14 protein-coding genes are annotated in these 17,221 nt (G+C 48.1%); 6 read left to right on the top strand and 8 right to left on the bottom strand.

Annotation, left to right across the window (positions count from 1 at the left end; all coding sequences use genetic code 11):
• Positions 1-83: 83 nt before the first annotated feature.
• The 5 genes from I6N98_RS04290 to pilB all read right to left on the bottom strand — a co-directional run bounded on the left by I6N98_RS04290 (position 84) and on the right by pilB (position 5,141).
• The gene (locus I6N98_RS04290) at positions 84-287 is read right to left on the bottom strand and encodes a DNA gyrase inhibitor YacG (RefSeq protein WP_198570566.1); all 204 of its coding nucleotides are present in this window, start codon (positions 285-287) and stop codon (positions 84-86) included.
• Positions 288-525: 238 nt separating this feature from the next.
• The gene (coaE, locus tag I6N98_RS04295; RefSeq protein WP_198570567.1) at positions 526-1,137 is read right to left on the bottom strand and encodes a dephospho-CoA kinase; all 612 of its coding nucleotides are present in this window, start codon (positions 1,135-1,137) and stop codon (positions 526-528) included.
• 18 nt (positions 1,138-1,155) lie between these two features.
• Positions 1,156-2,022: a prepilin peptidase gene (locus I6N98_RS04300; RefSeq protein WP_198570568.1), complete on the bottom strand. Its 867-nt coding sequence runs from the start codon at positions 2,020-2,022 to the stop codon at positions 1,156-1,158.
• Positions 2,023-2,205: 183 nt separating this feature from the next.
• Positions 2,206-3,417: a type II secretion system F family protein gene (locus tag I6N98_RS04305; RefSeq protein ID WP_198570569.1), complete on the bottom strand. Its 1,212-nt coding sequence runs from the start codon at positions 3,415-3,417 to the stop codon at positions 2,206-2,208.
• A gap of 8 nt (positions 3,418-3,425) precedes the next feature.
• Entirely contained in the window at positions 3,426-5,141 is a 1,716-nt protein-coding gene (gene pilB / locus I6N98_RS04310) for a type IV-A pilus assembly ATPase PilB (RefSeq protein ID WP_198570570.1), read from the bottom strand.
• Between the two features lie 397 nt (positions 5,142-5,538).
• On the opposite strand from pilB, the gene I6N98_RS04315 reads away from it, so the two are divergent.
• From I6N98_RS04315 to I6N98_RS04340, 6 genes are all read left to right on the top strand, one after another.
• The gene (locus I6N98_RS04315; RefSeq protein ID WP_198570571.1) at positions 5,539-5,970 is read left to right on the top strand and encodes a pilin; all 432 of its coding nucleotides are present in this window, start codon (positions 5,539-5,541) and stop codon (positions 5,968-5,970) included.
• Positions 5,971-6,020: 50 nt separating this feature from the next.
• Positions 6,021-7,976 carry a hypothetical protein gene (locus tag I6N98_RS04320; protein WP_198570572.1) on the top strand — a complete coding sequence of 652 codons (1,956 nt, stop codon included), beginning with the start codon at positions 6,021-6,023 and terminating at the stop codon, positions 7,974-7,976.
• Positions 7,973-8,827, top strand: a complete 855-nt coding sequence (locus I6N98_RS04325) for a glycosyltransferase family 2 protein (protein ID WP_198570573.1) — start codon at positions 7,973-7,975, stop codon at positions 8,825-8,827. The genes I6N98_RS04320 and I6N98_RS04325 overlap by 4 nt, the downstream gene beginning before the upstream one ends.
• A gap of 70 nt (positions 8,828-8,897) precedes the next feature.
• Positions 8,898-10,586 carry an ATP-binding cassette domain-containing protein gene (locus I6N98_RS04330; protein ID WP_198570574.1) on the top strand — a complete coding sequence of 563 codons (1,689 nt, stop codon included), beginning with the start codon at positions 8,898-8,900 and terminating at the stop codon, positions 10,584-10,586.
• Positions 10,587-10,800: 214 nt separating this feature from the next.
• A complete protein-coding gene (locus I6N98_RS04335; protein ID WP_198570575.1) occupies positions 10,801-11,835 on the top strand; it encodes a glycosyltransferase in 1,035 nt (344 codons plus the stop codon).
• Between the two features lie 170 nt (positions 11,836-12,005).
• Positions 12,006-13,532 carry a stealth conserved region 3 domain-containing protein gene (locus tag I6N98_RS04340; protein WP_198570576.1) on the top strand — a complete coding sequence of 509 codons (1,527 nt, stop codon included), beginning with the start codon at positions 12,006-12,008 and terminating at the stop codon, positions 13,530-13,532.
• A gap of 17 nt (positions 13,533-13,549) precedes the next feature.
• Here the strand turns inward: I6N98_RS04340 and I6N98_RS04345 are convergent, their stop codons facing one another.
• From I6N98_RS04345 to I6N98_RS04355, 3 genes are all read right to left on the bottom strand, one after another.
• On the bottom strand, positions 13,550-14,575 hold the full coding sequence (locus tag I6N98_RS04345; protein ID WP_198571544.1) for a stealth family protein: 1,026 nt from the start codon (positions 14,573-14,575) through the stop codon (positions 13,550-13,552).
• Between the two features lie 123 nt (positions 14,576-14,698).
• Positions 14,699-15,910 (bottom strand): glycosyltransferase, encoded by a 1,212-nt coding sequence (locus tag I6N98_RS04350; protein WP_198570577.1) that lies wholly within the window; start codon positions 15,908-15,910, stop codon positions 14,699-14,701.
• 3 nt (positions 15,911-15,913) lie between these two features.
• Positions 15,914-17,218 (bottom strand): nucleotide sugar dehydrogenase, encoded by a 1,305-nt coding sequence (locus I6N98_RS04355; RefSeq protein ID WP_198570578.1) that lies wholly within the window; start codon positions 17,216-17,218, stop codon positions 15,914-15,916.
• Positions 17,219-17,221: the final 3 nt, after the last annotated feature.

Below are 17,221 nucleotides of genomic sequence, written 5' to 3' on the forward strand. Positions count from 1 at the left end.
TGTCCGCCGTCGTCGTGGCGGTGAGAGCGGCGTAGATAAAAAGCGATATACGCCCTACGCTGGGGAGGGTGATAGCAGGCGCCCTAATCCAAATCAATATCCCCACTCAGCACGCCATCGTGCAATGGATCACCTGCAATGCTGTGCTCCTCATTCGCCCAAGAGACAAAATCCTGATTTTTGCACTGGGCCGAGCAAAACGGTCGGTGGGGGTTATTGCGGTCCCAAAGCACGGTTTGCTTGCAGCTGGGACACTGGACCTCAAGGGTTTGTCGTTTCTCAGTCATGATCCTGTCGTATTCGTGTTTGCCAGTTCCCGTTGATGTTTTCGTAGGGCGGACACCGCTTTTGTGTCCGCCGGGGAGCGCGCGGTGTTTATGACGGACATGAAAAGCGATGTCCATCCTACCCATACGCGCTATCCCAATTCGTAGGGTGGACAATGCTTCACCTGTCCCGCCGTCCTCTTGGCGGTTTGAGCGGCGTACATAAAAGGCGATGTACGCACTACGGTGGGTATCTACTCTACCCAACTTTCTCCTTCGCCAATTCCAAATACTGCACATGCAAAGCCGCAACCCGGTCCTTGAGTGTCGATAAATCCTGACTATTGTCGAGGATATCGTCAGCCGCCGCACGGCGATCCTGGCGGTTGATCTGGCTGGCAATGATCCGCTCCACCTGCTCCCGGTCGTTGCTGTCCCGGGCCATGGTACGCTCCACTTGCGTAGACTCTGGCACGTCCACCACCAACACACGATCACAAAACAGGCGTTGCCCAGCCTCTATCAACAGGGGCGATACAAAAATCCCATAGGGGCTGCTAATGCTGTGCAGCTGACGCTGAATTTCCTCAGCTATCAGCGGGTGGAGCAGCGCCTCCAGCCAATGCTTAGCCTCCGGATCTTTGAAGATAATCGCCCGCAACTGAGCGCGATCAAGCTGCCCGTCCTGGGTGAGAATATCGCTGCCAAAATGCTCAGCGATGGCCGCCAACGCCGGGGTGCCGGGTTCCACCACAATGCGGGACACCAGGTCGGCATCGACAATGTCGATACCCAACTCGGCAAAGCTGTCTGAGACAGCGGTCTTGCCGCTGCCAATGCCGCCGGTCAGGCCGACGATAAACTGACTCATAATTCGTGACTCGCGCTGTTACTTAAGACCGGCGAACTGGAGGTAGGCATTCAGTAGTGTGTCGCCCCAAAACATGGCGATCAGCCCGGCGCCAGCCAAATAGGGGCCAAAAGGCATAGGTGTAGAGCGGCCTTGACCGCTCAGTGCCAGGGTTAAGCCGCCTAACACCGCGCCTACCAGGGACGATAGGATAATTATCAACGGCAAAACCTGCCAGCCCATCCACGCTCCCAGTGCAGCCAGCAGTTTAAAATCGCCGTAGCCCATGCCTTCCTTGCCGGTCAGCAGTTTAAATAACCAATACACGCTCCACAGGCTCAAATAGCCCGCCATAGCCCCCCATACCGCGTCGGTAAGCGGGATAGTAGCAGTGACGCTGTGAAAGGCCAGCCCTAGCCAAAGAAGCGGCAAGGTCAGGGAATCGGGAAGCAACTGATGGTCAATGTCGATCACCGTCATAATCAACAGCAGCCAGCAAAATACTGCGATGGCTGCCCCGTGTAACGAGAGACCAAATACCGCAAAGGCCAACACGGCCAAGATGGCAGTTGCCGCCTCAATAACCGGGTAGCGCAGGCCGATGGGGGCGCGGCAGCTCGCGCAGCGACCGCGTAGCAGGATATAGCTGACAACGGGGATATTCTGCCAGGCTTTAACCGGCGCCTGACACTTGGGGCAGTGGGAATGGGGCAGCGCCAAGTTGAAATTATCATCTTCGCTGGGCTCTTCACCGGAGAGCTCCAGGCAGTCCCGGCGCCACTGTGCCTCCATCATCTTGGGCAGGCGGTAGATCACCACATTAAAGAAACTGCCCAGCATCAAGCTGACGATGGTGATTAGAGTGTAGCTGACAAAAGGGTGCTCTGTGAGCAAGTCACTGGGCATATTGGCCTTCAGTAGTGTTGGACTTTAGGGTTTTGAGGGAGCGGAATCCCGCTAAAAGCGTCACGAACGAAGGAAGGTGAGGCTTCGCCGGAGCGCAAAAAACGGAGCTTACACGATAGTAAATGAGTATTTTGAGCACCGCCGACGCCTCAGATTCCGAGTGCAGTAGCTTTTAGAGGGGTTCTAGATTGCGGAACCCAGCATAAATATAGGCAGATACATGGCAATCATCAAACCACCCACTAGTATCCCCAAAATCGACATGATAAAGGGTTCCAGCAGCGATGTCAGAGAGTCCACCGCGTTGTCCACGGCTTCTTCGTAGTGGTTGGCAACCTTGTCCAGCATTTCATCCAAAGAGCCAGACTCCTCGCCGATAGACACCATCTGAAGCAGCATGGTGGGAAAGAGGTTAGTGAAGCGAATGGCCGAGTACAGGGTTTGACCGCTGGTGACATCTTCGCGGATCTGGGCGATGGCCTTGCTATATACGGCGTTACCGGCTGCCCCTTCCACGGAATTCAGCGCGTCAACAAGCGGTACACCGGCACCGAAGGTGGTGGCAAGTGTTCGAGAAAAGCGCGCAATGACCGAGTTAAATACAATATCCCCAACGATGGGTATCTTGAGCATCATTGCGTCAACCCGGTCGGAAAAGCCCTGGGATCGTCGCTTGGCTTCGCTAAATAGAACCACCGTAGCGATGATGGCGCCAAACATAATGTACCAATTGGCCTGCATCCATTCAGACATGGCCACCACCAGTTTGGTGAAGGCGGGTAGGTCGGAACCAAAACTTTGGAATGTGCTGGCAAATTGGGGCACTACCTTCACCAGCAGTATAGCGGTAACAACAATGGCAACGACGATAACCGCTATGGGGTAAGTCAGCGCCTTTTTTATCTTGGCTTTCAGGGCCTCGGTTTTCTCTTTGTAAGTGGCGACCCGGTCCAGCATAAGCTCAAGGGTACCCGATTGCTCACCGGCCTCGACCAAGCTGCAAAACAGATCGTCAAAGTATTTGGGGTGTTTGGCGCAAGCTGACGCAAACCCGCCGCCTGAAGAGACGTCGTTTTTAATTTCAGTAACCAACTCCTGCAAACTGGGGTTGCCGGCCCCTTCCGCCACAATCTCAAAGCTTTGAACCAACGGCACACCGGCTTTCATCATGGTGGCCATTTGTCGGGTGAAAATGGCAATATCGGCTGGCTTGATTGCCTTTTTATTGCTGAACAAGGATTTGGGTTTTTTGCGCACTTTCTTGGCGGCTATACCCTGCTTGCGGAGCTGAGCCTTGGCAATGGCAGGCGACGCCGCAGTCATCTCTCCACGGGTTTTGCGGCCCTGCTTGTCGGTACCCTGCCAGACGTAAATATCGGTTTTTGCCGTTGCCATCGCTTGTTTTAATCCTTGGTCACACGGTTGACTTCTTCTAGGCTGGTGACGCCCTGAGCACACTTTCTAAGCGCCGAGGTGCGCAAGTTGGCGAACCCTTCTTTGCGGGCCTGCTCGGCAATTACCAGCGAATTACCATTCTCCATAATAATACGAGAAATGTCTGGTGTAATACGCACAACCTCGTAAATGCCCACCCGGCCCTTGTATCCGCCGTTACAGTGGTCGCAGCCCACCGGCTTAAGAATAGACGCCCCATCGAGCATTTCCTCGCTAAAGCCTTCCTCAAGAAGGGTCTCATGCGGGATATCGGCTGGCACAGAACACTCTTTACATAGCCGGCGGGCCAAACGCTGGGCAATAATCAGGCTGACCGAGGTCGCGACGTTAAAAGCTGGTACGCCCATGTTGAGTAGGCGTGTCAGTGTTTCTGGGGCACTATTGGTGTGGAGGGTAGAGAGCACCAGGTGCCCGGTTTGCGCGGCTTTGATAGCGATTTCCGCCGTTTCCAGGTCCCGTATCTCCCCCACCATAATGATATCCGGATCCTGACGGAGGAAGGAGCGCAGCGCTTCAGCAAAGCCCAACCCTACCTTATTGTTTACGTGGACCTGGTTGATCCCCTCCAGGTTGATCTCAACGGGGTCCTCTGCGGTGGAGATATTACGCTCGGGGGTGTTCAGAATGTTGAGACCGGTATACAACGACACAGTCTTACCCGAGCCGGTAGGTCCGGTGACCAGTATCATGCCCTGGGGCTCGTCCAGAGCCTCCATGTACAACTGTTTCTGATCTGGCTCGTAGCCAAGGGCGTCGATGCCCATCTGAGCCGAACTGGGGTCCAAAATCCGTAGTACTACCTTCTCACCCCATAGGGTAGGCAGCGTATTCACCCGGAAGTCGATGGCGCGAGTCTTGGACAGCTTCATCTTAATGCGGCCATCCTGTGGGATGCGCCGTTCTGAAATGTCCATTTGCGACATGACCTTGAGGCGTGCTGCTAGCCGAAATCCCAAAGACACTGGCGGACGGGCTACTTCGTGCAAAATACCGTCGGTACGGAAGCGAACCCGGTAGACTCGCTCATAGGGCTCAAAGTGAATATCTGAAGCGCCGCCTCGAATGGCGTCAACCAGCACTTTATTAACGAATTTGACCACCGGGGCCTCATCAGCGCCCGATAGGTCAACTTCGCCGCCGTCTTCATCAACGGCTTCTACATCAAGGCTTTCTAGGTCTACGTCATCCATGCCGCCCAGGCTATCTGTCAAAGACTCTTCCTGGGCACTAAGGTATTTGTCTATAGCGACGGCGAGAGCACTTTCCTCCACGACTATCGGTTCGGTATTGAGGCCAGTGTTGAACTTAATCTGATCAAGGGCGTGGAGGTTGGTGGGATCAGACATGCCCACAAACAGACGCTTGCCCCGTTTCCACAAGGGCAGAGCTCGGTGGGTCTTGACCAGTTTATTGTCCACAAGCTTGTGGGGCGCAAGGTCCAGGGTAAAGACGCGGAGGTCTAAGAAAGGTATGCCAAACTCATCAGCTGCGGCCTCGGCCAAATTCAGACCATCAGCGAGCTTTTTCTCAACCAAGTGAGAAACCAAGCTTTTCTTATCTTTGTTGGCCGCTTCTTGCGCCTTTCGGACGGCATCTTCTTCCAGTATGCCATCATAGACTAACCTGCGCGCCAAGCCGGTTAGCGGGACCTGTGAACTATTCATAGTGCTAGCTGCAGCCGTGTATAAACTGGTAGTTAATTTAATAGCGGTGATCAATGTCCCCGCCCAGCATTGGGTACGTTTATTAGACGACGCTAACAGAGTATGCGGTTGCCGATGGTAGTGCAATTATTACTTAAATCAGCCGCTTAACGGCATGAGGTCAAGTAGCTGTGTTGTAGTGTGACGAAAATTGTCAATAAACGCCGCGGTGTGCCATTTATTGTAAGTTTGGGAGTCCTATTCTAGGTTTGTTTTGCCGCGGCAGCTTCCTGCTTATGCTGATTAGTGGTTATCTGAGCGTGTTGGCACGTACTGTGCTAGTTCATGCCTGAAAGTCATGAGTTAAACGATGAATGGCTGTGAGTGGTTCAAAACACAATCCCCATAGGAGTGGATGATGAAGAAGACACAACAAGGTTTTACGCTGATCGAATTGATGATCGTTGTAGCGATCATTGGTATTTTGGCGGCGGTTGCACTGCCTGCCTACCAGGATTACACAACTCGCTCAAAGATTTCTGAAGGTTTGACGCTGGCTTCAGCTGCCAAAACTGCGGTATCTGAGCACGCGATGACGCGCAACACTTACCCAGCAGACAACGACGCGGCGGGTTATGTTGCTCCGGACACTCAGTACGTTGACGATATTCAAATTGCTAACACTGGGGTGGTCACTATCACTTACAAGACTGCCGCAGGTGTTGCTGCTGGTGAAGATGAGCTGGAGCTCTCTCCGACCACCAATGCTTCCGGTGTGCAGTGGGTATGTAAGCAGCCTGCGGCCAATGCAGTCCTTGCAAAATACCTGCCTTCTAACTGCCGCTCATAAGAGCGTCAAGTTCTGCTAAAGCCGCCTACGGGCGGCTTTTTTATGCAAATATGAATCGTTATTGGTCGTTTTCTATTGTCGTCGCAACCCTTGGCGCTGTTGTACTTTGCTATCTGCCAGGGCTGTCCGGCAACTTCATGTTAGACGATTTCTCTACATTGCCCCCCTTATCCCAATGGGGGAAAATCGACTCACTAGAGAAGCTATGGCGCTTTGTTTCGGGTGGTTACGCCGGCCCGATGGGCAGGCCTATCCCCCTAATAACCTTTGCTTTAAATAGTTCAAGCTGGCCCGCTGATCCCACGCCGTTTATTGCTACCAATATTGCTATCCATGTAATCAATACGCTGTTGGTATTTGCTTTAATCAGAGAGTTGCTAAAGGCCTCCAATACCTCTGAGAACTCTCATACCTTTTGGCTACCTTTGCTCGCCGCAGCGTTGTGGGGGCTGCATCCCTACATGGCGTCGTCAGTCCTCTATGTTGTACAGCGCATGACTCTGCTGGCGGCCGGATTCAGTTTCCTTTGTCTGTTTCTTTATCTGCGTGCGCGATTATTGTTGGTAAACGGTCGCATTATTTGGGGAGCGGCTCTGCTCGCTCTGGCAGCCTTATCCTCAATCGCGGCGCTTTTCAGCAAAGAAAATGCCGTACTCATCCCTCTGCAACTAGCGCTGCTTGAGTTGTGCCTGAGGTGGGTCAATTCTGAGAGGCCCCGTGACGGCGTTTACGCTCTCTTGGTCGGTGGGATCGGGGTCGTTTCCCTGGTCGTGCTCTACAAACTGTGTGATTACGCCTATCCCCATATAAAAGCGATGGTACTGGAGGGCCGGTCATTACCCTCGCGCCGTGAATTCACCTTTTTTGAGCGCCAGCTGACCGAAGCCCGCGTGTTGGGCGAGTACATAATCTCGATATTGGTGCCTCGACCCCAGACATCCGGTGTATTTCAGGATGGTTACGTGCTTTCCCGGTCGTTAACCGATCCACCCAGTACGTGGGTGTGGGTGGTTATCCACGCTGTATTTCTGGCGGTTGCCTGGCTTGTTCGACGCAAAACCCCGCTACTGGCGTTTGGTATATTGTGGTTTTATGTTGGCCACATCGTTGAATCGTCGGTTGTCATGCTGGAGATAAAATTTGAGCATCGCAATTATCTCCCCAGTTTAGGTATCTTGCTGCCTATTGCCGCCGGCCTTTGTTCACTGCAATTGGCGCCAAAGCTCAAGGGCGCGTTGGCCGGCGTGATTCTTGTCGTGTTCGCCGGTACGCTGTATGCGCGGACGAGTCTTTGGGGGAATCCAGAGCAGGCGTCCTTGGTGTGGGTGGAAGAAAATCCCAATTCTGCTAGGGCGCTGGAAAATGCGGCGTTGGTACTGAGTAAACAGCCTGAAAGATACCCAATGGTGGCGGATCTTTTGCGACGCGCCGCTGAAATGTCGCCAAACGACCCCATGTTGGCGATCAAGCACCGGAATTACATCTGTAGGCAGTTAAGATCAGATTCGACAAGTTGGGCTGATATCGCCCAGCAGTTTGATGGCGCAGAAATTAATTGGCAGCTGTATCATGTATTGGAGGAAAGCCTGGAGGCGATCGCCGCTGGTCGCTGTGACCATATTAGTCTCGAACAATTTAACGCTGTAGCCAGCGCTGTATTGCAGAATAAGCGGTATCGGCGAACCGGGACACCGAAGTTGGTGAGAGAGCTACAAGCTCGAGCGGCGTTAATATTTGGCGATGATCAGCTTGCAGTAGAGCTTTACCAAAAAGAAGCTGATAAGAATCCCCCGCTAAGCATGGTGATGCGGTATGCACTGTGGTTAGCATCTTATGGTCAACAGTCTGTAGCCGCTAAAATACTATCGGAAGCACTGGAGCGAGGTGAAAGCGGCGACCCATATTTGTATGAGCAAGCACAGGATATGCAACGAAAAATCGAGGCGGATATTACACCTCAAAACAAATCAGGTGACATTTCAACCAACAATTTGGAACCACAGTGACAGACAGCGTAAGCATTATTATACCGGCTAAAGATGAAGCCGATGGCCTGAGAGCAATCCTTCCAGCAATCCGCAGCCTGTATCCAAGTTACGAGCTCATCGTTGTCAATGACGGCTCTACGGATGATACGGAGACTGTCGCCAAACAGGCAGGTGCCAAAGTCGTGACTCACCCTTACCCCAAGGGAAATGGCGCCGCGGTAAAAAGCGGTGCGAGAGAAGCAAACGGTGATGTGTTGGTATATCTGGATGGCGACGGTCAGCATAATCCTGATGATATCGCCCGTCTGATAGCGAAGATTGAACAGGGCTATGATCTGGTCGTCGGTGCTCGTCAAAAAGGATCTCAAGCTAGTGCCGGACGCGCTACGGCCAATGGCTTCTACAATCTCCTGGCCTCTTACATGACGGGGCAAAAAGTACAGGATTTAACCTCCGGTTTTCGGGCTGTACGAGCGAACAAGTTTAAAGAGTTCCTCTATTTGCTGCCCAATGGCTTCTCTTATCCTACTACGTCGACCATGGCATTCTTTAGAGCGGGCTATTCGGTATGTTACCTGCCGATACATGCCGCGACCAGAATTGGTCAAAGCCATCTAAAGCCGTTCAAAGATGGCATTCGATTTTTGGTTATTATTTTTAAAATCGGCTCATTATACTCGCCACTAAAATTGTTTGGGCCTGCCGCGGCCCTTTGTTTCGCTCTGGGATTAGCGTGGTACGGATATACATTAGCCACAATGAACCGTTTCACCAATATGAGTGCGCTCCTGTTCACTAGTAGTGTAATGATATTTCTAATGGGGCTTATTTCAGAGCAAATTACCTCGTTGATGTATAAAGAACGATGAAACAAAGCTATGAATTATTGGTGTTCGATTTCAACAGCTTTCTGTAATTGCAGCCTGTTTGGGCCTAAAGATGTATTTGGCTATTAAATCAGCTCTTATGCTGCTAACAGCAAAGCAGCAACGTGAATACTGGCTGGTTGCGTCATTGCTGAGTATTACGTCCATCGCCGATTTGGTGGGTATTGCCGCCATTATTCCCGCCATCACCGCCCTGATCGATTTCGACAGTGCTGTAGAAAAAGGCTACTTGAATACCCTGTATGTGTGGTTAAACACCCCAGAGAAACCCGTGTTTCTATTGATGGTGACAGCAGGCGCCATCGCCTTTATCTGGGGTGGTGCGCTAATGACAACGTTAGGCGTTTTTGCTCGGCAACGCTTTATTCGCCGGATAAGTGCAGACATCTCGGCACGAGCCTTCAACCACTACATGGCGCAATCCATTGAGCCGTTTTACCAACGTCCCGGTTCGGTTTTTTTGCGCAACGTCAATAGTGTCAGCGAGAGTATAGCCATCGGTATTATTGACTCCAGCTTTGTCATACTTTCCCGCGCGGTACAGTTGGGGGTAACAGCCGCGCTGCTGATGGCATTTAATGTGCGCGTAACCCTCTTTATATTTCTGATCATTGCAAGCGCCTATTTTCTCATTTACACCTTCATTAAGACGAAGCTGAGGCGGATGAGTGCCGAGAATTTTGAGTCTCAGCAGCAGCTCAATCGAATGATTACCGGCAGCTATGCCGACTATCGAAATATTCATATTGATGGCCGTTTGAGGGACTATGTTCAGCATTTCAGGCAAATCAAAGCCAGAACGTCTAAGAAAACGGCGAATATTGAAATACTGGGCACCATTCCCCGAAATTTCATTGAGATATTGGGTATGACGCTGTTGCTTATATCGGCGTACTTTCTAGGCAAGTCTGCAGAAAATACCCATCATTTGGTCACCACCATCTCACTATTTGCTATTGCCGCTTACAAAATCCTTCCCGCAGCACAGCAAATTTACCACGCAGTGAGTAAGGTTACAGGAGCCGCCACGGTTTTTGATAAGGTGAAGGAAGAATGGAGTTTCTTGTCTTTGACCGTGTCCGCCGCGGAAACCTACAGAGCCGTTGATGAATTCAAGCAGCTTACCTTGAATAGCGTAAGCTACGCACACCAGGGGCAAAACTGGGTGATCCAAAATTTAACGGCCACAATAGCATTAAAGGGAGTGGTTCGAATAAGTGGGCCATCGGGTGTGGGTAAGACCACCCTCATAGAAATACTGGCAGGTTTGCGCAACCCTCAGGCAGGAAGCATCTACCTGGATCAACGACATTTAAGCAAAATCCCTCTAGCTCAATGGTGGGCGTCTATCGCCTACGTTAATCAGAACGGTTACCTATTTGAAGGCCCATTGTTGGATAATGTCGCGGGTAATGCTAATGATTACGACGCGCCCTTGTACGAACGTATCTACGATATTTGTGGTTTGGACGCTTTGCCCAGTGAGTGGATCAGCGAAGGCGCGACCAATCTTTCAGGGGGGCAAAAATGTCGTGTACTTATTGCCAGGGCCCTTTATAAGAAAGCGCAGTTGCTGTTTCTAGATGAGACGCTTTCGCCACTCGATGTTGAATCGGCTCAAGCTATTCTGAACGGAATTCAACAAGCGTTTCCGGCCTGCTGCATTTTTATTATTAGTCACAGAAGCGAGGAATTGGGATTCAATTATCAGCAGCTCTCCTTGAGTAAAATTGGGGGTTGAATTGTGGCATTATATAGCCAATTGGAGGTTGTTAAGGTTTGTCTTAAATTTAAGAAAATTGCTGATTAATTCCATTGATGCGTGACATACTCGCTCATCAAGAATTTGTCGGAATTGCTTGAGTTTCTACTGCTCGAGTGATGTGCGTAGTGTGATCTGTTTGTGGCACTCTTCATCAGTATTGTCGGCGGAAGTAAGAAAGAGAGAAAAATTTATGGAGAGGATTAACAACATAGCCATTAACCCTACTGGTATAGGCGGGACTCAGACGTTTTCGAGAGTCCTGATGGGCGCATTTCCAAATGTTACAACTTTTTGTTTCTCCCCTAATAAAGAGTATTATAACGCACCTTTCAAAGTTATAGAGGCTAAGCGAAGTAATCCGTTGTACGCAATAACTGGGTTTGGTAGAAAGGCAGCTTGTTCTGCGCCTGCACTCGAAAACGCAATAACAATTTTTAATTGTCCTTGTGATCTTGATTTTTATAAATATAGTGAAATAAGAGATGGGCGGTGCATATTTGTTGCACATTTTCCCGCTTCCCATTTTTATGAGTCTAGAAACTATCTGGCAAAAAATCAGAGAAGCAGGATTCGAAAGCTAAGGCTGATGCGTAAAATAGTCTGCTTTTCTCGTCAGGAGGTTTTTAACTTATCTAATTTACTTGGTATTTCAACTGAGCATATTGTTCATCTTTTCCATACGGTTGAATTAAACCCAAGAGTTGAAAGCAAAAATTTTAAGCCGAATATCGTTAACGTATGTAGGTTTGACAATTCAAAAAAAAGGCTGGATCAGTTTATTGAAGTGGCAAGAAGAAACGAATCATATAATTTTCACTTGTATGGGGATGGAGTTGATTTAAAATTTATTGAAAAATTGGGTGAGGGTGTAGGTAATTTGTTTATCCACCCTCCAGCAACGGATTTGATTGACGTGTATGCTTCCTCGGGCATATTGTTGGTTACTAGCGATACTGAGGCGTTTGGAATATCTATATTGGAGGCGCTGAGTCAGGGGACCCCTGTATTGATTGCAAAAAACACCTTTGAAAATGCGAGAAAGCTTGTCTTAGATGATTATAATGGATTTGTATGTGAGTTATTCAATCATGATATTATTTCTGAAAGGCTTAAATATATTCAGGGGGATTATCGCAGGTTTTCGAAGAATAGTTTGCTTTCCTTTCGTCCTTATTCAAAATCCGCATTCAAAGAAAAATGGGCTGAATTGTTTTCAGCATTATGATCCTGTTCCGGATATTGCACTTTTTGAATTAGTTGGCGCACATGATTAGGCTGTCTGATTTTTTCGATAATGTTATTGATGTGATCTCATGCTTGTGTATTAAGTTGGCGTTAATTTTATCGATAATGGCAAATTTATATAGGAGGAAGTTTAGGCGAGATATCGTATTGATGCTGGTTAATTTTAAATTTTTAAAGTTTCATTTTTATAATAAGAGAAATTTAAAAAAATCTAATCCAAAAAGTGCTGGTGAGGCAAGAAAAAATAATTTCAATGAAGTTTGTCGGCTGCTTAATGCTGCAGGGATTAAGTATACACTAGTGCCAATTGATTCCTATGATGAGTTTAGAACAAGGGTCGGGATAAGCTGGAAAGATAGGATTCAGTTTCAAGATGTTTTGGAAGCATATTCCGGTGCGTGTATTTTTGCGGGATATGGTGCGCCAATTTTGCCAGTTGGCTGGGGTGCTTCTAAGGGATTTTTTAGGAGAATGGAGCGATCCATAGAAAGGGATGAGTTGTGGTTCTTTTATATAGGATATAAAAATAAGGCTGCAACATTGTTATCTAGATTGTGTGCGTGTGAAATTGATTTTTACACCGAAACTGCGGAAGAGATTGTTTTTAATAGGTCGAACGATGTATCAAAAATTATTTCATGTGTGCAGTCTATCTGCAGTGTAAATTTTCTCGAAAATAGCGTCCCTATCTTTTCAACTTTCGTCGAATTTGTGCCCCTTAGAAAATTTCCGAAGGAATTAGATATAGTCTACACTTGGGTGGACGGCGATGATCGAGAGTGGCAGAAGTTGAAGTCAATTTACGATGAAAAAATAGAGTCTAATGACGATGCGTTTGGCCCTGGTAGGTTTAAATCAAGGGGCGAGCTTAAGTATTCATTGCGATCGTTGGCTTTCAATTCAACCTTATATCGTAAAGTATTTATTGTGACGAATGGTCAAGTTCCTAATTGGCTAAATACAAATCATCCTAAAGTGGTTGTTGTTGACCACCAAGATATATTCAGAAATCCTGAGGAATCACTCCCCACATTTAACTCACATGCTATTGAGTCAAATCTTCACAGAATTGATGGTCTTGGTGAGTATTTTATTTATAAAAATGATGATTTTTTTTTCTACAATCCCATTCAAAAGAGCAACCTTTTCACTACTACTGGTGTTCCATTGGTGTTTACGAATAGGGTTAATAGTTATGGTTTGGTTCCTCCGAATGATCAAGTTAGTCCATATGCCAATGCATGGCGTAACACCAGCAATATAATTAATGAGACTTTTGGTGTTTTATATACTAACACTGTTAAGCACGTGCCTTACCTTGTATCTAGATCGTGCGCTTACGAAATAGAGGGTATATACAAAGAAAAATTGTGTAAAACGGAAAAGAATAGATTCAGGGGAAAGGATGATGTTTCCATGCCTGCATCGCTTTGCCAAATTTGGAGCTTAGCCAAAAATAAGGCTGTAGAGGCCGATTGTAGGTCTAGGACATTAACACTATCTCGCAGTATGGATATGGTTTGGGCACTGCAGTCATTGCTTATCTTTTCGGCTGTTGAATTCTTGTGTCTGAACGAGGAGGGGCAGCAGAATTATAGAGATCAACGTACGATTGATCGCAGGGTTGTTCGGTTTATGAATAGATCGTTTCCTTTGAAATCGGAGTTCGAAAAGTAATTAATTTGTGATTTTCCCTATAGATTGCGTTGTTTCTGATTCGAGGGCCGTCGCTGGGCATAATTTTCATCAAGTATGTGTTTGATCGTTTCCCTTTGGCGTGGTGTTGATTCTTCAAAACTTTGTATACATAAAAATTTAATCGAATTCTTTTCCAGAATTCGAATTTTTTGCTTTATCTTTCGGGGGGTATCTCGATTAAAGCATATCATTAGGTCGTCGTTACATTCTTTTAATATGGCGTTACCATATTTGATTTCTAAGTGATTTGCTAATGCTATTGAAAAGTGCTGGCTTGTGTCTCTAAAAGGAAAGCTTATATTTTTTTGAAAGATATCGGTATTGCTTTCGTAAAAAACTTTCATTGTCTCCTTTCGTAACGGGTGTGGAATGTGAGGCGTTCTAAAGTAGTGTCTGTTATAGCCTGCAATTTGCGCTGCTTTTATTTGCTGAAGCAGGCTTAGTGCTCTGTTAATGCCAAATAGCTTTTTCGCTGCTAGGTTTAATAGAATGCTAAGCCTTATCCTCCATGGTCCAAAGTTCGGAGTTCTGTGCCACGCTCCATACAATACTACCTTGCCATCTTGGAAGAAATCAGTTGGTTTTACTGGTGCCGTCAGTATGAAGTCATCATTAAAATAAATGAAATTACTGGAAAGCTCTTTGATTCTCCATATTGCTGTTTCGATACTAATGGAATTGAATGTTGGCAGGGCCCATTCGTATGATTCGAATATTTCTTCATGGTCAATTATAAAAATTTTCTGCTTTTTTAATATTTCTTTAGTGAGGAAGTTTGGGGTTTGTTTGTCGGTAATTAAATATATGTTTCTTATCCAAGGCGCGAACTTTCTTATTGACGCGAGGCAATATTTAAGTTCTCCATTGTCTTGAAATCGTGTGTTGTCACGTCCTGCAATTATCGGTATTTCGCCAGGTGTAGAGAGTGAGTTTTGTCGTGCTTCTCGCTTTGCTTTATGGGCTGGGTCGCTGCCGTTTACCCACGTTATCACTGCGTCGATTTCGGATGAGGGTGTGAGCATTTATATTTTCTCTCAGATTTCAAGTTAAGCAATTGGGTAGGTTAATGCTTTTGGGTGGTGTAGCTCCCCTTTTAATTGCCTGTACGAGTGGAGGGTTAGCCCTCTAACTGACAGTGCTATGCTCTATCGTATTAGCGGTTTGAGCATTTCTATATATCTTGAGCTGATATTTTTATAACTAAATGCTTGTGAAATATTCTCGTGGTTGGCTTTCAAATATGATTGTTCTGAAGTCGTTAGGTTTTTGATGATTTTCATTGCAAGTTCTTGTGTTGATTTTTGATTGAATGTTAAAAGCTGTCTGGGATTTGTGAGAATTTTCTGAAGTTGGTGGGCGGGCTTTGTGTGGGCGGATATGACCTTGCAGCCACAGCTTATCGCTTCTGCTAGAACGAGTCCCAAGCCTTCTTGGTCTCCATTGCTAGCGGTGATAAACGGGGCGACAAAGACTGTTGCTCTTCGGTAAAAATGAGGAAGCTCTTTATTTAGAATGCTTCCTTCAAAAGTTACCCTATTGTCAATTTTAAGCTCTATTGCTTGTCGCTCTAAAGCCTGGCGCTCAGGTCCGTCCCCGACGATAGTTAATGTTGATTCGGGGATCGAATCTAGAACGATTTTGAACGCGTCTATAAGGTATTTAGCCCCCTTTTTCTCTACTAACCTCCCAACAAAGAGAATTTCTGACTTGGATCTATCTATGGTTGGATCTGGGTAGAAAAGATTTTCTGTGTCGACTCCCATTGGAATGACCGATATTTCCAGCTCGCGTCCAGAAATTTGATCGGCCTCTTCGCGCATTGCTTCGCTCACTACTGTAATCGCGTCAGCATTTATCAGGACGTACTTTTTTATGCGTCTGCCAATTTTTCCATTAAAGGTATATAGATCGCCGCCATGTGATGTCAGTAGGATTGGTGGTTTTTTTCGCAAGAGAAGTCGTGCGATGATCAGGCAAATCCCTTGTGGGATAATCCAGTGGCAGTGTATTGCGTCGGGATTGAGCCGGCGAATAGTAGACCAAGTTGCAATAATTTGAGCTGGTAAAAAGAGCGATACCAAAAGCCACTTCAGGCGGTTTGCTTTAATATTGGAAGTAATGCCGCCGTTAGAGACCAGGGTTGAGAGGTGATTGGGCGCGTATCTGTAGCGATGAATATTAACGCCTTCGCGAATCTCTTTACGTTTGCTGTCTTTCTCTCTAGGGCAGAGTACCGTGACGTCAAACTCGTCGGTCAACCTTTTGGATAACTCATGTACGAAGGCGGGCTCCCAGTCATCCTTCCAACGGGGGTATGTGGAGCTTAGTACGAGTAGTTTTTTTTTCTGTTCTGTCACTAATTAAGCCTGAGATACGTTTTGGCCTTTGGGAAGGCGATTGCGGGTGTCTATAAGAAGCTTTGTCTGGGCCTGTAGGGTCTCGTAGTCAAATTCGTCGTGATCGGTAACAAGAATGGCGCAGTCGTAATGGCTGAGCATTTCTGGGGTTATGTCAACTGATTGCATGTCGAAATGGTAATCCCGCTTTTTGGGAAAAGTCGGTACGTGGGGGTCGCTGTAGTCAACCATGGCGCCTTTGGCCTTTAACTGGGCAATGATCTCTACGGCGGGAGATTCCCGCGAATCACTCACATTTTTCTTGTAAGCCAAACCCAGTATTAAAATCTTGCTGCCTTTGATAGGTTTGCCTCGCTCGTTGAGGGCATCGGCAGTTTTCTGCACCACCCAATCCGGCATGGCCCGGTTCACTTCGCCCGATAGTTCGATAAAGTGGGTGTTGATACCGTGTTCCCGGGCTTTCCAGGTTAGATAGTACGGGTCGATGGGGATGCAGTGGCCCCCAAGCCCTGGCCCGGGCGTGAATTTGGTAAAGCCGAAGGGCTTGGTGGCCGCGGCGTCGATGACTTCGTGGATGTTGATACCCATTTTATCCGCGACGATTTTCATCTCATTGACCAAGCCGATATTGACGGCGCGGTAGATGTTCTCCAATAGCTTGGTCATCTCGGCGGTTTTGGTGGAGCTGACGGGGACTACGGTGTCGACAACGCCGCTGTAGAGCGCCTGGCCGACCTCCAGGCAGGCGGTGGTTGTGCCGCCGCAGACCTTGGGGATGGTTCGGGTAGTAAATTGGGCGTTGCCTGGGTCTTCCCGCTCGGGGGAATAGAGAAGAAAAAAATCATCGCCGATGGTGAGCCCGCGGGTCTCCAGTAGGGGTTGGAGCACCTCTTCGGTGGTGCCGGGGTAGGTGGTGCTCTCTAATGATAGTGCTTGCCCGGGCTTCAGGTGTGGCAATAGGTCCTGTACGGTGCCGGTGACAAAACTGAGGTCCGGTTCGCGATGACGACTGAGCGGAGTGGGGACGCAAATGATGATGGCATCCAGGTTTATTGCCTCGGCAACATCGGCAGTCGCCCGAAAGCCGGCTTGCGTTGTATCGCGTACACGCGTCGGTGGAATATGGCTGAGATAACTTCTGCCGTGGTTCAGGGCGTCGACTTTCTCAGGGTCGATGTCAAAGCCCGTCACCGGGTAGCCAGCTTCGGCAAAGGCCAGAGCCAGGGGTAGGCCTACATAGCCGAGGCCGAACACGCCGATATGGGCGTGTTTGTCAGTGAGGCGATCCAGTAGCTGTTGCTTATACATCTG

It is taken from the genome of Spongiibacter nanhainus (assembly GCF_016132545.1).
In the GTDB taxonomy this organism is placed as follows: Bacteria; Pseudomonadota; Gammaproteobacteria; order Pseudomonadales; family Spongiibacteraceae; genus Spongiibacter; species Spongiibacter nanhainus.

What these genes read in the sequence shown, in the direction of transcription:
- I6N98_RS04340 (WP_198570576.1), top strand. Translation starts at nt 12,006, where the DNA reads ATGCTGGTTAATTTTAAATTTTTAAAGTTTCATTTTTATAATAAGAGA.
- I6N98_RS04290 (WP_198570566.1), bottom strand. Translation starts at nt 287, where the DNA reads ATGACTGAGAAACGACAAACCCTTGAGGTCCAGTGTCCCAGCTGCAAG.
- I6N98_RS04330 (WP_198570574.1), top strand. Translation starts at nt 8,898, where the DNA reads ATGTATTTGGCTATTAAATCAGCTCTTATGCTGCTAACAGCAAAGCAG.
- I6N98_RS04355 (WP_198570578.1), bottom strand. Translation starts at nt 17,218, where the DNA reads ATGTATAAGCAACAGCTACTGGATCGCCTCACTGACAAACACGCCCAT.
- I6N98_RS04315 (WP_198570571.1), top strand. Translation starts at nt 5,539, where the DNA reads ATGAAGAAGACACAACAAGGTTTTACGCTGATCGAATTGATGATCGTT.
- pilB (WP_198570570.1), bottom strand. Translation starts at nt 5,141, where the DNA reads ATGAATAGTTCACAGGTCCCGCTAACCGGCTTGGCGCGCAGGTTAGTC.
- I6N98_RS04305 (WP_198570569.1), bottom strand. Translation starts at nt 3,417, where the DNA reads ATGGCAACGGCAAAAACCGATATTTACGTCTGGCAGGGTACCGACAAG.
- I6N98_RS04335 (WP_198570575.1), top strand. Translation starts at nt 10,801, where the DNA reads ATGGAGAGGATTAACAACATAGCCATTAACCCTACTGGTATAGGCGGG.
- I6N98_RS04345 (WP_198571544.1), bottom strand. Translation starts at nt 14,575, where the DNA reads ATGCTCACACCCTCATCCGAAATCGACGCAGTGATAACGTGGGTAAAC.
- I6N98_RS04300 (WP_198570568.1), bottom strand. Translation starts at nt 2,022, where the DNA reads ATGCCCAGTGACTTGCTCACAGAGCACCCTTTTGTCAGCTACACTCTA.
- I6N98_RS04320 (WP_198570572.1), top strand. Translation starts at nt 6,021, where the DNA reads ATGAATCGTTATTGGTCGTTTTCTATTGTCGTCGCAACCCTTGGCGCT.
- coaE (WP_198570567.1), bottom strand. Translation starts at nt 1,137, where the DNA reads ATGAGTCAGTTTATCGTCGGCCTGACCGGCGGCATTGGCAGCGGCAAG.